This window comes from Xenorhabdus sp. TS4, assembly GCF_014467265.1.
Taxonomy (GTDB): Bacteria; Pseudomonadota; Gammaproteobacteria; order Enterobacterales; family Enterobacteriaceae; genus Xenorhabdus; species Xenorhabdus ehlersii.
The window spans coordinates 1-16265 of record NZ_NKHQ01000094.1 but is presented as its reverse complement, the minus strand read 5'-3'; the positions used below and the strand labels follow the sequence as shown (position 1 = coordinate 16265).

General features: G+C 39.1%; 12 protein-coding genes, 1 rRNA gene and 4 pseudogenes. 6 read left to right on the top strand and 11 right to left on the bottom strand.

Features of this window, described 5'->3' with window-relative positions:
* The coding region (locus Xets_RS19040; protein WP_222941595.1) for an IS1 family transposase at positions 1–84 on the top strand (84 nt) is incomplete at its 5' end.
* A 163-nt stretch (positions 85–247) separates the two neighbouring features.
* Here the strand turns inward: Xets_RS19040 and Xets_RS22650 are convergent.
* Both Xets_RS22650 and Xets_RS22645 read right to left on the bottom strand, forming a co-directional pair.
* On the bottom strand, positions 248–733 hold the full coding sequence (locus Xets_RS22650) for a hypothetical protein (RefSeq protein WP_208638617.1): 486 nt from the start codon (positions 731–733) through the stop codon (positions 248–250).
* Positions 711–1259 carry a hypothetical protein gene (locus tag Xets_RS22645; protein ID WP_274540015.1) on the bottom strand — a complete coding sequence of 183 codons (549 nt, stop codon included), beginning with the start codon at positions 1257–1259 and terminating at the stop codon, positions 711–713. The genes Xets_RS22650 and Xets_RS22645 overlap by 23 nt, the downstream gene beginning before the upstream one ends.
* Positions 1260–2046: 787 nt before the next feature.
* On the opposite strand from Xets_RS22645, the gene Xets_RS19030 reads away from it, so the two are divergent.
* Entirely contained in the window at positions 2047–2610 is a 564-nt protein-coding gene (locus Xets_RS19030; RefSeq protein WP_187652337.1) for an IS6 family transposase, read from the top strand.
* 79 nt (positions 2611–2689) lie between these two features.
* Here the strand turns inward: Xets_RS19030 and Xets_RS19025 are convergent, their stop codons facing one another.
* Both Xets_RS19025 and Xets_RS19020 read right to left on the bottom strand, forming a co-directional pair.
* Positions 2690–3256, bottom strand: coding sequence for a hypothetical protein (locus Xets_RS19025; RefSeq protein ID WP_099134005.1), 567 nt, complete (start codon positions 3254–3256; stop codon positions 2690–2692).
* 396 nt (positions 3257–3652) lie between these two features.
* Positions 3653–4137, bottom strand: a pseudogene (locus Xets_RS19020) (transposase).
* 186 nt (positions 4138–4323) lie between these two features.
* On the opposite strand from Xets_RS19020, the pseudogene Xets_RS19015 reads away from it, so the two are divergent.
* A pseudogene (locus Xets_RS19015) lies at positions 4324–4724 on the top strand (IS1 family transposase); the annotation flags it as partial.
* A 100-nt stretch (positions 4725–4824) separates the two neighbouring features.
* On the opposite strand, the pseudogene Xets_RS19005 reads toward Xets_RS19015, so the two are convergent.
* The 5 genes and pseudogenes from Xets_RS19005 to aceB all read right to left on the bottom strand — a co-directional run.
* Positions 4825–5017 (bottom strand): annotated as a pseudogene (locus Xets_RS19005) (IS1 family transposase); the annotation flags it as partial.
* 156 nt (positions 5018–5173) lie between these two features.
* A complete protein-coding gene (locus tag Xets_RS19000; RefSeq protein WP_099134002.1) occupies positions 5174–5734 on the bottom strand; it encodes a hypothetical protein in 561 nt (186 codons plus the stop codon).
* A 158-nt stretch (positions 5735–5892) separates the two neighbouring features.
* On the bottom strand, positions 5893–7623 hold the full coding sequence (gene aceK, locus Xets_RS18995) for a bifunctional isocitrate dehydrogenase kinase/phosphatase (protein ID WP_099134001.1): 1731 nt from the start codon (positions 7621–7623) through the stop codon (positions 5893–5895).
* Between the two features lie 85 nt (positions 7624–7708).
* On the bottom strand, positions 7709–9016 hold the full coding sequence (aceA, locus tag Xets_RS18990) for an isocitrate lyase (RefSeq protein ID WP_099134000.1): 1308 nt from the start codon (positions 9014–9016) through the stop codon (positions 7709–7711).
* 57 nt (positions 9017–9073) lie between these two features.
* A complete protein-coding gene (gene aceB / locus Xets_RS18985; protein ID WP_222941659.1) occupies positions 9074–10669 on the bottom strand; it encodes a malate synthase A in 1596 nt (531 codons plus the stop codon).
* 342 nt (positions 10670–11011) lie between these two features.
* Between aceB and Xets_RS18980 the strand changes: the two are divergent.
* A pseudogene (locus Xets_RS18980) lies at positions 11012–11634 on the top strand (tyrosine-type recombinase/integrase); the annotation flags it as partial.
* 568 nt (positions 11635–12202) lie between these two features.
* Positions 12203–13183, top strand: coding sequence for a hypothetical protein (locus Xets_RS18975; RefSeq protein WP_143707544.1), 981 nt, complete (start codon positions 12203–12205; stop codon positions 13181–13183).
* Between the two features lie 1246 nt (positions 13184–14429).
* Here Xets_RS18975 and metA read toward each other — a convergent pair.
* A complete protein-coding gene (metA, locus tag Xets_RS18965; RefSeq protein ID WP_099133998.1) occupies positions 14430–15371 on the bottom strand; it encodes a homoserine O-succinyltransferase in 942 nt (313 codons plus the stop codon).
* A gap of 74 nt (positions 15372–15445) precedes the next feature.
* Here metA and Xets_RS18960 point away from each other — a divergent pair, with 74 nt between their 5' ends.
* The gene (locus tag Xets_RS18960) at positions 15446–15640 is read left to right on the top strand and encodes a hypothetical protein (RefSeq protein WP_187652335.1); all 195 of its coding nucleotides are present in this window, start codon (positions 15446–15448) and stop codon (positions 15638–15640) included.
* Between the two features lie 365 nt (positions 15641–16005).
* Here the strand turns inward: Xets_RS18960 and rrf are convergent.
* Positions 16006–16121 (bottom strand): 5S ribosomal RNA (gene rrf / locus Xets_RS18955).
* Between the last annotated feature and the right edge of the window lie 144 nt (positions 16122–16265).

Genomic DNA, 16265 nt, shown 5'->3' with positions numbered 1-16265 from the left:
CGAAAAACATTATCTTTTTCAAAATCCATAGAAATGCATGACAGAGTTATAGGATATTATCTGAACATTCATCACTATCAATAAATTGTAGTCATAACCAAGAGTTGAAAGATTATTTATTTCAGAGGTTTTTTTATAAAAATCTCTGATAGCTTCAATCTCTTTTTTGCCTATTATTTCAGGTATTACAACATAACCCTGTTCGTACATTTTTTTTGTGATATTCATATTGATACCCTTAATAAAATTAATAAGCTGACTCAGATTGGTAAATCATTTCTTTGAATGTAATACCAAGTTGCTCAAATTCTTTAAAGAAAGATGGGAATGAACAATGGACATCTTCATAACCATCAATATAATTAGCTTGTTTACAACGTAATGACGCTACAAATAAAGACATAAAAATACGATGATCCCCCCAACTAGAAAGTCTACAATTTCCAGAATAGGATGATGCTCCATGAATTTCGAAACCATCATAAACATCATTTATAATCAAGGGGTTAATTTTAACACCCAATTTTAGTAACTCGTTTACCATTGCTTTTATTCTTGGCGATTTATGAAGACGGGTTATAGATCCCCCGGTAACTCTGAAACAGCCGTTGACATAAATTCCTATTGAAGCTAATGTAGGTACAATATTAGGGCAGTTACTGACATTAAATTCATAGTTTCCAGTTAGTAAACCTTTTCTATTAATCAACCTAATTTCGTTTTTTTTGATCATTTCTAATAACTTCTACTCCCATTTCTTCAACAAAGGCCAGAATAGCCTGCTCACCTTGTAAGCTCTTACTATTGATATTTTTAAGTGTCAAATCACATGGAAATAAAGTCGCCACTGCAACCAGATAAGAACACGAAGTGTAATCGCCTGTTATTATATATTCAGCAGGACTATATTCACCAGGGAACACCGTAATTTGGGAGAAATTTTCATTATGCTTAAATTTGATTCCGGCTATTGCAAGAACTTCTAATGCCTGTCGAATATAGGATAATGATAGGATCTCTCCTTTGATTTTTACTGTAGTACTTTTTTTAGCAAGAGGGACTGCGAAAAGGATTGCTGTAATAAACTGGGAACTAATGTTTCCTTCGATTTCGTATTCACCACCAATATACCCTCCCCAATTGATGAAAGGTGCTTTTCCGTTCATATGAACACTGGTGATGTTTCCACCCAATTCAACAAGTGAATTCAGTAAAGGTTCCATCACACGAGTTCTGAGAGTTGCATCACCCGATATCACAGCGGGAGTTTCACTGTGGCAAGCAAGGACGGTTATTACACGGAAGACCAGCCCGAACCGAGAGCATCAATGACTTTTTTTCAGGGCTAATTTTACCACCAGTTCCATAAATAATTAATCTTCTCGGCTCCTCAATAATTCTGGCTCCAATACTGCGACATGCTTCCTTCATTGTACTGGTTTACAGACAACGTAAGTCATTATTAATAATTGACTTACCATCAGCCAAGCTGGCAGCCAGATATTTTAATGACAACATAACTTTACTTTTTCTTTCATAATAATAATATTTCAGAAAAATTAAATACCCCGATTTTTGGTAAGTGAGTGTTTATAAAACCAAATATGAAATGCATTTTTATGTAATCTAACCATATTATTAAACTTTAATTTTTTTTAATTTTGCAAGATGGAATTAAAATATGACCTCCTTGTTTTATTATCATGTAAGCCCTAACAATTATACTTTTCAGATATTAAACAGCTTATATACATCTTTAAAATTTAATAAATTCATTTATGAAAGCACCTGAGTAGTCATCTTAAAAATTGCTTCTCTCAGGAGAAACTCATCTCTGAAAATTGCGGTTCTAAAAGCCATTTGCCTATTAATTAACTTATTAAATTAACTGATAATGAAACGGTAGATTTGATGTATACCTCTACACAAATTGTGGCTTATATCTGGGAACGCTAGCAGATTGTTTTCACTGTGGTAGGAATGGTTCTGTTGCAATAAGCAAAGCCTCGGTAATATCTCACTTATTTGTTGATAAGCGTGTCGTCAATGTCGTTGATACGAAAAGCCTTCAAACGGTTGCATTACCCCGTTGATATCATCGCCCAGTGCGTCCGTTGGTACTTGGCCTATGCCCTAAGCCTACGCAATCTCGAAGAGATGATGGCAGAGCGCGGCATTGAGATCGACCATTCCACGATACATCGCTGGGTGTTACGTCTGGTGTCCCTGCTCGGCAAGGCTTTCCGACCTCGCAAAAAGCCCGTTGGCCCCCGGTGGCGGATGGATGAAACCTATATCAAAGTGAAAGGTCAGTGGAAATACCTTTACCGGGCAGTCGATACCGCCGCGCTCACCCTCCTCAATGCGGAAGGATCGCCTCAGCAGGGGATTGAAATCCGTCAAAATAAATACCTGAATAACCGCATTGAGCAAGACCATCGCCACGTCAAACGTCGGATACGACCAATGTTAGGCTTCAAATCGTTTCGCCGGGCCCAAACGATTTTAGCGGGGATAGCGCTCGTTTCGATGCTGCGTAAAGGGCAATACTTACAACCCGAAGATAAGACATTGTCGCCGGCAAGGCGGTTTTATCGATTGACTGCATAAATAGTAATCATTCCCACCTCCGTACAGACTTTCTCTGTTAATACGACAGAACCAAGCGAAGGGTATAACAGAAATTTTATTATCTGAAACCAGCCAGAACGCTACGAATGTTATTACGTTTTTTCGGACAGTTTTCATACTTGTGTTTTGTTGCCATATTGATATTTTTTAATTTATCGCATAATTGAGCAATATCTTTAGGTGTCCAATACAAATTATGTCCATAAAATATTTTATTGAATGGACTCAAGAATTGATCTACCCCTCCGGCTTTTAAAATTCGGGCAATTATTGTCGCACAATTCTTAATTAAAAAATTGTAATGCACATTCGTATGATTTATTGCTCTTCTTGCATTCAGCATTTTATCTACATCCAAACCATACAACCTATAATAGACATGATACGCTTCTTGAAATTCCTGAAAAGTTCCTTCATAATTGAAATATGCATCTTCCCAAAATTTTTGTTGTCTAATTCCTTGTTGGATAGGTCTTTTGGGATTAAAATCTACTTGATTATTTATGTAATCATGAAGATCATCTGAATTAATTGCGCCAATCAGCATTGCAGCATGACCCGTTATTGAGCCATATTCAGCATATTTAACAAATACTGTGGCACTCAGTTGCCTATTGTCTGCCATTATGTAAGTCCTCTAATAGTTTTCATCTTTAAAATTACCTATTTAATTATCTACACTCAATAAATCGCCATTATTTATGAATATAATCTTATTTATATTTTCGAGAATTTTCTTTCTTGTTAGCAGATCACAAAACTGGATATATTATTTAATATTGCATTCATATAATAAGCTACCGTCTTGATTGTCAAGTTTTGTTTGCCCATAGTAGGTTCCAACATCATTAGAAAAAAGGCGAAAATACCTTGCATAACAAAGAGTAGCAGTATTTTTCAGGAGTTGTGTGGCAAATCGTCGAGCCGTAGTTTTGTAAACCCGTCATTCCGCACCTCATTCATAATTTGGTTCTGTCGCATTAACAGAGAAAGTCTGAGTAAATGTGGGGTTGATTACTATTTACGTAGTCAATCGATAAAACCGCCTTGCCGGCGACAATGTCTTATCTTCGGGTTGTAAGTATTGCCCTTTACGCAGCATCGAAACGAACTCTATCCCCGCTAAAATCGTTTGAACCCGGCGAAACGATTTGAAGCCTAACATCGGCCGTATCCGACGTTTAATGTTTCGATGATCTTGCTCAATGAGATTATTGAGGTATTTGCTCTGCCTGATAGTGAGGGTTTCTTCTTCGGGTTTATCGGCGTTGAGCGTAGCCAGTGCGGCGGTGTTCGCCCCACTTTTATCAAGGGTCACGACCTCAGGCTCAGCAGGGTGGCATCGCCTTACGAAAGAAGCGCAACGCGCCAGCGCTGTCCTGTAGGACGTTTACGCCGACGGAATGCCTTATCCCGTAATGGAGTCAATCGGATAACCCAGTGATACAGCGTGGAATGGTCTGCCTCAATACCGCGCTCTGCCATCCACTGAGCAATGATCTTGATAGGATAATGTAACCGCTTGAAGGCTTTCGAATTAAAGACACGGGCAACTCACTCTGTAAAAGATCGCATATTACCTGCTCTTCCCTTAATGCAACAGAACCGGATAACGTGCTCTATAAGGAAAAAGTCGGTCATGTATTAAATAGTTAGTTGCTATGATAATCTTCCGGTATTTCGTGGTGGAACATGGCTAAAGTAGAAGTTGATTGTCATTATTGTCACAAACCAGAAGAGGTCAAAGGACATGGAAAAGGTCATAGAGGTTATCCCCGCTACCGCTGCTATGCCTGCAATAAAGTCTTTCAGTTGGCATACACCTATCAAGCTTGCAAACCGGGAGTCAAAGAGCAGCTTATTGAGATGGCGATGAATAACAGCGGCATCCGTGACACGGCCCGCGTATTGAAGGTGGCAACAGCTACTGTGATGAAAACGCTTAAAAACTCAACCCCCGGAACGTGACGACGCTTCCTCTTGACGGGGATGACATTCATCTTATTTGTGAAGTGGATGAGCAGTGGTCGTTTGTGGGGAGTAAGAAAAATCAACGCTGGCTCTGGTATGCCTGGGAGCCGCGTATGAAACGGTCATGACTCCAATAGTTAGATCACCCTATAAAGAAGAGTATTCACGTTCGATGAAACGCCCTATCACCTTGTCGTGTATCTCCTTTGATTTGGAATAGCCCATCGTCCTTCGATTCAGTCTTTTTAAACGGGTACGGAATATCAAATTGGTTCTTTCTATACGTTGGGTATAATGTTTTCCAACAATATGTTTTTCTTCAGGAAGTTCAATCACCAAAAACATGCGCCACAACTCGCTTGAGGCGAGGTTCCCAAACATACCAGAGCCAGCGTTGATTTTTCTTACTACTCACATTGCAGGAATAAAAGCATAGTCGTTTTATCCAAACTTTAATGCGGAAATTTAAGATTGAAAAATTTCCGCATTGGGAAAATTTATCATTGCTTATCTATTATTTCTTCGAATTAATCAACACCATTAGAAAATAAAATCACTTTCAATTTCACTATTAATTAATAGCTTTCGATAATATCCATGTACCCGTGCCATTATCTCTATCTGATAATAGAGAAGTATGAACTTCATAGACAGCACCAGGCTGATTTGCAAACCAACAAGTATCAAGGAATCCGCCATGTGCATGGTTAAATTTATTCAGTAAACGAATAGTATTACCTTCACGGACTTTACCATCAAATCCATCGGTTGTATCTGAAAAGAGATACCATATTGCAGTATCGAGGGCATGTACAGGTTTATCCGCAGTGTAAACATTATAGAGCTCTGGTGACGGAGCATTACCACTGACTCTCAGATATCCTCCATTATTTCTATAGAAATTTAATAAAAATACCGTATCACTACTATAAACTTCCGTTCCTAAACTTTTACCTTCTGCCGATAAAATCTGCCATGAACCTGAGCCAGTATCACGATTTGGTGAAACAGAAGTAACAACATTATACTTTTCACCGAGTGAAATTGCTTGTCCATAAACATCAAGATAACTGCCATCAGCATGATTGTTTTTAAGATGTAAAATATCACCGTATAAAATGACCTGAGCCATTATTTCCTCCCTAAATGTTTTAAAAAAAAACTTAATCTCCGCAACTCAAATCATACCATTACAAACTAATAAATAAATCGCCAGTCATTTTAAAATAACATCATATGACCGCTATTTTTATCTATATCACTTGTAATATCACGACTTATATTTCTTATTTAGTTCATTTCAGTACGCTGGCTAAATCGCTGTCTACGACGATAAGCAAAAACATCTTCTATATATCCTTTTTTAATTCTCTCTTGCAAAGTTCGCCAATAATCTGCCTTAAATAGATCACTGTGACTTTCTTCAAAATAATACTTAATACGTTTGTCAGTACATAGAAAATGCCGAAATTCTTCGGGAAAAACATCGTTAATAGCAACACTGTACCAAGGTTCACTAGCCAACTCATCTTCTGGGTAACGTGGCGGAGGAATATCCCGAAAATTCACTTCGGTCATGTAACAGATTTCATCATAATCGTAGAAAATCACCCTTCCGTGGCGTGTAACACCAAAATTTTTAAACAACATGTCACCTGGGAAAATATTTGCAGCAGCCAATTGTTTAATGGCATTTCCGTATTCCTCAATCACATCCTTCAATTGTGCCTCATTGACCTGTTCCATATAAATGTTTAACGGCATCATTTTACGCTCCATATAAAGATGCTTTATCAAGAGCTTATCTCCAAAATCTTCTAACTTTTCTGGTATCTCTTTTTGCAATTCTTCCATTAACTCAGGGCTAATATGGCATTTATCAATGACAAAGTTTTCGAATTCCTGGGTATCTGCCATTCTTCCAACACGATCATGCTCTTTTACCAGACGGTAGCATTCTTGAACACGCTCTTGAGAAACCTCTTTCTGTGGCGCAAATTTGTCTTTAATCACTTTAAATACACGATCAAATGACGGGAAAGTGAAAACCAGCATCACCATGCCCTTCACACCGGGCGCAATCGTAAACTGTTCTTGAGTGGAATTAATGAATGTCAGATATTCACGGTAGTATTCTGTTTTACCGTGCTTTTGACAGCCTATCGCCATGTATAACTCTGCCGTGGATTTCGTCGGAAGAATTTCACGCAACCACTCAACTAAAGCTGCGGGCAAAGGTGCGTAAACCATAAAATAGGAGCGGGCAAAACCAAAAACAATACTGGCATCATCGTAGTTGGTCAGACAAGTATCGACAAAAATTCCTCCTGATTCATTGTGATGAATCGGCAACAAAAAGGGATAAACCGTCGTCCCCATCCTGATTTTTCCTACCAACCAGGCTGCCTTATTACGATAAAACAGTTCATTAGCAATTTGGAACGTGGAATATAATAAATCGCATTGGGAAAATGTATTCTGTAAATATTGCGTGATATAACCAATATCCCGATCCAAATCCTCCCATTTAAGACGCAGTGGCAAATCATTTAAGATGGTTCGCAACATGGATGCGAGATTCCCATTAGGAAAAAAATCCCGTGATAATGGGCGAGAAATATGGCGAAAACGCGAAGAGGGTTGAGAAGAAAAGATATAGAGATTTTCTGGTTTCAAATTACGATGTTTAAAAAAACGACAATAAACCGAATTAAAAAAACTTTCTGCAATTTCAAAACGCGGATAGTCAGGCAATAAACGGGTATAAACCACTTTAACTTCGGCAATGTAATCTTCATCATATTGTAATGGAGTATGAATGCGCTTCAATTGCTCCACCACCAATCCAACATGATGATCATACAAGTTAATCCTCTTTTTCATGGCCTGTTGCACAGCCTGCCAGTCAGCCTGTTCAAAACGTTGTTGTGCCCCAGAAGTGACTTCCAGAAATCGACCATATTGCGCATCAAATCCCTGCAAAATGGTTTGTGCAATTAAATGTGCGAGATCTATTTCCATATTTAGCCACCCTTATCCGACACGTAAAGGGGTATTCTTTTTAGAATTCCCCCTATCGTTTATTATTTCCATCAATATAATAAATTTAGAATTGTTGTTCTTCTGTCGATCCGGTTAATGCAGTAACAGAAGAACTCTCTCCCTGAATAATAGTGGTCACTTTATCAAAATATCCCGTTCCCACTTCCTGCTGATGTGAGGAGAAGGTATAACCACGCTCAAGAGCAGCAAATTCTTGTTCCTGAACTTTTTCAACATAATGTTTCATTCCTTCACCACGTGCATAATCGTAGGCCAAATCAAACATGTTGAACCACATGCTATGTATACCCGCAAGTGTAATAAACTGGAATTTATATCCCATAGCAGATAACTGATCTTGGAAACTGGCGATCGTTTTATCATCCAGATTCTTTTTCCAATTAAAAGAAGGTGAACAGTTATAAGCTAACAACTTGCCAGGATATTTAGCATGGACGGCTTCAGCAAAACAACGAGCCGCTTCAATATCCGGTGTAGAGGTTTCGCACCAGACAACATCGGCGTAAGGAGCATAAGCCAATCCACGGCTAATAGCTTGTTCAATGCCAGCACGTGTACAATAGAAACCTTCACAGGTTCGCTTACCAGTAATGAAGGCTTTGTCATAAGGATCACAATCTGAAGTCAATAAATCTGCTGCATCTGCATCGGTACGCGCAATTAACAAGGTTGGTACACCGGATACATCAGCCGCCAAGCGTGCAGCTATCAGCTTCTGAATAGCCTCTTGCGTCGGAACCAGGACTTTGCCACCCATGTGTCCACATTTTTTCACCGCTGCCAGTTGATCTTCAAAATGTACTGCGGCAGCACCAGCCTCGATCATCGCTTTCATCAATTCAAATGCGTTAAGTACCCCGCCAAACCCTGCCTCCGCATCTGCGACAATCGGCAGGAAATAGTCAATATATTCTTGACTATCTGGATCGATACCATTTGACCATTGGATCTGATCTGCACGACGGAAGCTATTATTGATACGCCTGATTACATTAGGAACAGAATCAACGGGATACAATGATTGATCAGGATACATACTGGCTGCCGTATTTGCATCTGCCGCCACTTGCCAGCCGGAAAGATAAACTGCCTCAATACCTGCTTTAGCTTGCTGAAGTGCCTGGCCGCCAGTCAGCGCCCCAAGCGCGTTCACATAACCTTTTTTCGAGTTACCATTCAGCAAGCTCCATAACTTTTTCGCCCCCATTTGCGCTAAAGTATGTTCAGGATTAATCGAACCACGCAATTTAACGACATCTTCAGCACTATACGGACGAGTAATACCTTTCCAACGCGGTTGTTGCCACTCTTGTTCTAGTTGAGCGATTTGTTGTTTCCGGGACATGGTCATGATGTTCTACTTCCTATTCTTAATTAATCGGATATTTTTGCCATTATTGTCTTTAAGTTAGTCTAATAACTGATAACCAGGTAATGTTAGGAAATCAATTAAGTTGTCCTGAGTGGTAATTCTTTCCATCAAATCAGAAGCTTCCATAAATCGCCCTTGATTAAAGCGCTGCTCCCCAACTTCCTGTCTAATAACAGCTAATTCTTCTTTTAACATTTCTCTGAACAGTTCTTTTGTCACTTTTTTGCCATTGGAGAGTGATTTTTCATGGCGAATCCATTGCCAAATAGAAGTTCGGGAAATCTCTGCCGTAGCAGCATCTTCCATCAAACCGTAAATCGGTACACATCCATTCCCCGAAATCCAAGCCTCTATGTACTGAACTGCAACACGAATATTTGCGCGCATTCCCTCTTCTGTTCTTTCTCCCACACAAGGCGCAAGCAATTGTTCAGCCGTAATCGCATTATCTTCTTCGCGCAAAACTGTTAATTGGTTTTGACGCTCTTCCAGTTTTGCGTCAAAGATCTCCATGACAATATCCGCAAGCCCTGGATGCGCAACCCATGTGCCATCATGGCCATTATTGGCTTCCAGCGCTTTATCCGCTCTGACTTTGTCCAAAACTTGCTGATTTTGCACAGGATCTTTACTAGGAATAAATGCCGACATTCCTCCCATTGCAAATGCACCACGTTTATGACAGGTTTTAATCAGCAAGCGAGAGTAAGCACTCAAGAAAGGTTGTGTCATCGTAACGGATTGACGATCCGGCAAAACGCGATCAGCATGATTTTTCAGTGTCTTGATATAACTAAAAATATAATCCCAGCGCCCACAATTCAGGCCAACGATGTGATGACGTAAGTGATACAGAATTTCATCCATCTGGAATACAGCTGGTAATGTTTCAATCAAAACCGTTGCCTTAATCGTACCTGTTGGCAAATTGAAACGTGATTCTGTAAAACTGAAAACATCACTCCACCATTGCGCTTCATGGTAGCTTTGTATTTTGGGTAGATAAAAATAAGGGCCGCTGCCTTTTTGCAGTAACTTCTTATGATTCAAGTAGAAATAGAGAGCAAAATCAAACAGCCCACCAGAAATCGGTTCGTTCTTGTAGAGGATATGTTTTTCTGACAGGTGCAACCCTCTAACCCGGGCAATCAATACTGCGGGCTCTGCTTTCAACTCATAACGCTTACCCTGCTCATTGGTATATGAGATCGTCCCATTGACGGCATCCCGTAAGTTAATTTGTCCATTGATAACCTTATCCCATTCAGGCGCTAATGAATCCTCAAAATCTGCCATAAATACTTTTACATTTGCATTTAAGGCATTGATGACCATCTTGCGCTCTACAGGCCCCGTTATTTCAACCCGACGATCTTTGAGATCATCCGGTATTCCCTGAATTTTCCAATCTCCATTTCTAATGGAAGCTGTTTCCGAAATAAAGTCAGGTAATGAACCGTTATCTATCTTTTCCTGCCAATGTACACGCTCATCCAATAATTTTGTACGTCTGTCAGAAAATTCGATAATTAAATCCTCTAAAAATCGAATAGATTCAGGTGATAACACCTGTTTCTCCGTTTCTCCAAAAGATTTAATAAAAGTTAATTTTGTTGCTAGTACCTGCTGCATAATTTCCCCATTTTTCACTTTTAAACACTCATCCGCTTAAGAGTAATCAATTGAAAAAATAAATCAAAAACAGTTTCCATTATTTTTAATAATTAAAATTATCACTGTAGAATCAATTAATTAAGACGCATTAAGGATAAAAAAAGCAGGGAAATAAATTCCAAAAAACTCGCACACAACAGTGTTAAGTTTTTGTTATGCATGAAAAATAACGAATGGCTATTGAACGACAACAACGGAAGGAAAATTAACAAAATGAGAAGTGTCTCGCTTCAGCAGCCTCTCATTTTTATTTAAAACTTAAATTAGATTTAATCTAATGTATAAAGATCTTAGGTGATCATGTCCGCCGAACTCAACAAACTCAGTGACAAAAAACTTAAAAATCTACACGGAAAAGAAAGGGACGCTATCCTGATATGCCTCTCAAGCAAGCTCGTGAAACGCGGGATAAATGTCGTAACTGGTTGGCTTTTGGTAAAGATCCAAAGTTACAGTTTGGCTTAGATATGCAAGAATCATTAAAACCAGTCACTGTAAAAGATGCTATCGAGTATTGAATAGACAACTACGGAAAAGACAACCGCGTAGGTATTGATAAACATATAGCTCAACTAAATAAATATATTTATCCCAATATTGGGAACATGGCATTATCAGACTGTGAAACGCGCTATTGGCTTCAATGTTTTGATAATATAAAAAAGAAATCCCCTGTTTCTGCTGGAAGTATATTCCAATTATGCAAACAAGCTTTAAAATTCTGCCGTGTAAGGAAATTCGCTATTAGTAATGCTTTGGATGATTTAACCATTCCAGATGTAGGTAAGGTACAAAATAAAATCGATAGGTTTTTAACCGATAATGAGTTAGGTCAATTATGGAGATCTATAAATACAAATACTCACACTCCTTATTACAGTAACTTATTAACAGTCTTGATTGTGTTTGGCTGTAGAACTCGGTCATGATACCAATTATCAATATCTTTGCCATCTGAATGTTCTCCAAATAGACAGACTATACATGAGTCAATAAATTGATGTCATGACCATATATTGAGTTGGTACAATTATTTAAATATCTGTGCCATATCTGTACCACAACGAACAAGGATGATATAGATGTTTCTGCAATGGGTTAAACGCGCATCCATCTAGATAATAAAAGATATTTTCGGTGAGATTAGAGGGATGGCATCAGCATTCTTTATATTAGGTATTCTTGTGAGTAGCCTTGAGCTTAAATTCCGCCTGATCTTTTTGGCCCTGATAGCAGTCCTTTACTCTCCTGAAATTTGGCAGTTCCTGAAAGCCAGAATAAACAATAAAAATCGGCGTTAGTTGATGCTAATTTCAACTGCTCAGAGGCTCATTGATATGTTCTGTCATCCACTCAGAGAGCGAACAAAGAAATATTTTATTTAATTTCAAATGCTAATTAATTGTTAAATATTATTCACTTGTTGTTGAGAAGAAATGAGCATAACTTTAATTTAGTATTTGTATTTTTACTTTTTCATGAGAGGAGCCTATGTCCTGTAGAGATTTTTTTGAAAAAGTGACTCATCTAGGATTGATCACTGAATATCGGCAACCAAACGGATACACCTCATTGAGAATAAAGAACAAGACTCCTCTTCACCTTATAGCCAATGTCACCCCGCAAGCGGCTAGTCGCTGGCTAGGCCAATTAGGTTTTATCTGTATTACACCGCCTGCAACTGGAAAGAGAGGCATGTATATCTTGCTCCCGCATTCTTGTGATTTAAACATAGATCGCTATCGACGAGATATATTAAGTCGTATAGTGTCATCTGAACGTTTTACCGATATTATTCAAGAAATACAGCGCCGATCCCAACAAGCCAATCAAAACCAAATAAGCCATCAATCCTATACATTCAGACCGTCACAAATTTCGACCAACCAAATGATTGATCCAATGAGGAGGCAAAGACAAAATCAACGCTATAATCCAGTAGCATCAACAAATGCCGCTTTACAGCACTCTGCCCGACCGCGTGATCCTGTGGCGACACAATTGCTTACGGATACTCCTCTATCAATACAGCAGAGCCGCATTACGGCTTATCAACATGGGGATATGCCGGGGACTTCGAATTTTTTACAAACCGTTCAACTTCAACCTAGTGGCCCTATTAGGAGACAGCCTTCTTCGACTTCACAACGTCCTACCCCATATCAGCAACCTGCTACTCAAGAAAGCTTCTCAACATTACATTCTCTATTAGAAAATACATCTTCCCAGCCCGATCCATCTGGTTTGAATACACGACAAAGAAGTTTATCTCCTTATCCTTATGAACGACCACCACTATCTATACAACCACCGGGTGCTCCGAGGCCACCATCCAGGCCACAAACTCCACTGTCACTACAACGGCCAGTTTCACCCATACGTCCTGTATACGATAATCCCAGCAGTGAGGATATTGATGATATTTTGGAGACTCTTCGTTCTCATGTCAGAACACCAAGTCCACGGCGTTAAGGTATTTCGCAACTCTATGAGTCTCTGAGTTCGTTTCCGCTGACTCCGTTTCAAACGGAACGATGACATATAACTAAACCTGCACCAGGCAGGAAATACTTTCAAGGGGTTAAAAGGGATTTCAAATCCAATTTATCATAACATATTGATTTTTATCATAATTTAAATTCAAACCATCTTTTTCTATCCCGCAATGGAATTCTGGTTCTCTGACAGAAATAAGAGATATCAAGGGGTAAGCCAAAGAAGCAAAGACACTTAGCTTGAACGAAGAGAAAGCCGCGTCATTTAGGCGCAGTCGGTAACATGCCCTTATAGGGCTAGAGCAAACCACCCGCTATGCAGGTGGCTCTGATTTTGGTACATGCGGGATTTTTCCTGATGTAACTTAATGGCTACTGACCAATCTGACGGCAGAGCAAAGCCCGAATTCGGGCTTAGGTGATAACCCATTGATATTTAATCAGACGCCAGATTTTGCGTTTGCTTGCACAGCCCGTTATGTCCAAGTAATACGCTGAAAAACAATGAATTTATAACGTTTGCCCAGCACATAAATTAACCATTGGGATTTCCGCAATGGTTGTGTCAAAGTGACGGCCTCGGATAAATCAATGAGTTAGCCAACTATGGTGGAAATCACAACACAGGAGGGCTTGAATTTAAGCCGTCATAGTAAAGGCCTTATAAAACAACATGGTCAAAATCGTGACCATCTTTAAAGTGGGTATCACCATTTCGATGATACCTTTTGCTGAATGTAACTGACTCCATACGTATTACGTTCGCAGTGATTTAACTTATTGATTATTATCATGGTTGAAAAACCAGTTCATCTATAGGCGGTGGAAAATGGCACGAAGACAGAAGAAGAATACACCCTCGATAGTCGCTACAGAGCGATAAGCGCAGTGATTACCCGCTGCGTGTTGTGGGCTTTGATGAGATGGCGCTATCGGTGATGTTGTTACAGAAAGGTCAGGTGATCACAGTAACGGGGACATCTTCTTACTGGCAGGGCTATCAGTTGGCTGTTACCTCAATAGCTTCCGACGAAATACGTCGCAACCCTCTATAGCTCGGAGCGTTAAACGTACTAACCCACTCACTACCGACGAAATTTGTTATCAGTCTCTTCACAGCGTTCTTAATGTTCTCACCTTATAACGAGCTTATGTATTTGTTTAGCGAATTATGTATAAAAACTTGTATAAATATTCACATATTTAAGCAAATATAAATCAACCTAATCATATGAATTAGTTAGTATTATATCCTTTATAGTTAGATCATATGGCGTAATCTGGTAAACATAATAATTCAACCAATTTGAAAATAGTAAATGACCATGACTACGCCAAGACGCAACTGGTTTATTTGCTGGATCGTTATTTGGAAAATAATTGACTGGCAACTTTGGTTCCAAACCAGCATTACGATCACGCCAATATTCCGCAGCTAATGTACCTACATCATATTCAGGGTGCCCTGTCACAAATACTAATCGTTTGTCTTTACTGGCAAATAAATAAGCTCCTGCCTCTTCTGAACTGGCTAAAATATCTAAATCCGTATGTTCACGAATTAGAGACTCAGGAAAATCGGCAAAACGCGAGTGAGGGGCAAAAAATGTTTCGTCAAAGCCACGGGTTAATAATGCTAAAGAATCTAAAGTTGAATGGAGATAAACACCAGATAGTTTAGTTTTCAGTGTATATTTAGGAAGATGATAAAGCACTTTTAACGCAGCTTGAACCGCCCAACAGACAAAAAGTGTCGAGGTAACATGTTCTTTTGCCCAAGTCACTACTTTTTCAACTTCACTCCAATAAACCACATCCTCAAATTCAACGAGTCCTAAAGGGGCGCCCGTGACAATCAGTCCATCGAAATTTTGATCTTTTATTGAATCAAAATCACAATAAAAGGTATCTAAATGTTCAGCAGGCGTATTTTTACATTGGCGGCTATCAATACGTAGCAATTGAATGTCGATTTGAAGCGGTGTGTTAGATAATAGCCGAATAAACTGGTTTTCTGTTTCTATCTTCTTTGGCATTAGGTTGAGGAGCAATACCTTCAATGGACGAATATTCTGAATATTGGCCCGTGTTGACGTCATAACAAAAATGTTTTCATTGCGAAGAGCGTTCACCGCAGGTAATTCATCTGGTACACGAATTGGCATTGCTTAAAACCTCGACTATTTAACTTATGCATTTAGACTTCTAGATAGCCAAATTTACCCCAAACGGAAGGTAAATGTCGAGTTATTGTACTCAAATTGAAATTATTTCATTTTATTATATAGAAAATGGTAATCAGAATAAGGAAGAAAAAATTAAGGTGGTATCGTCACAATACGATGTGATAAATATCAATATCAATATCAATATCAATATCAATATCAATATCAATATCAATATCAATATCAATATCAATATCAATATTTCATAAATAAAATTAAAGATAGGCAAGGTTCATAACTTGATAATTTAGACAATCTTTAAACACCTGATAATTCTGTTCCCTGAGTTGTTCAGGATAACTTAAGACAACCAACTCATGAAATTATCTATAACGGTGATAGTCGCTCATCAGGAACAGACTGGAATTGGCATGATATTGCTTATGATATAGCTGGAACGATAGCAGATAATTCAGGAAAAAATGAACAAGCCGCCAAGACAATGAAAGATTACCTGAAATTATCAGAAAGGGCGATATTGGCCGCTTATACACGTAAAAATAACCAAATACCCTAAAAAAATTAAACGCAAAAAAGCCATCCGATTAAGGATGGCTTCTCTGACTGATTGAATGTCTGGCAGTGTCCTACTCTCACATGGGGAGACCCCACACTACCATCGGCGCTACGGCGTTTCACTGCTGAGTTCGGCATGGGATCAGGTGGGACCACCGCGCTGTTGCCGCCAGACAAATTCTGTTTTCAATCCCGAACAAGCCCGCTTTCTCTGAAACTTCTCTCTCAAACCCCAAAACACCTTCGGTGTTGTCAGGTTAAGCCGCACGGGTCATTAGTACCGGTTAGCTCAACGTCTCGCAACGCTTACACACCCGG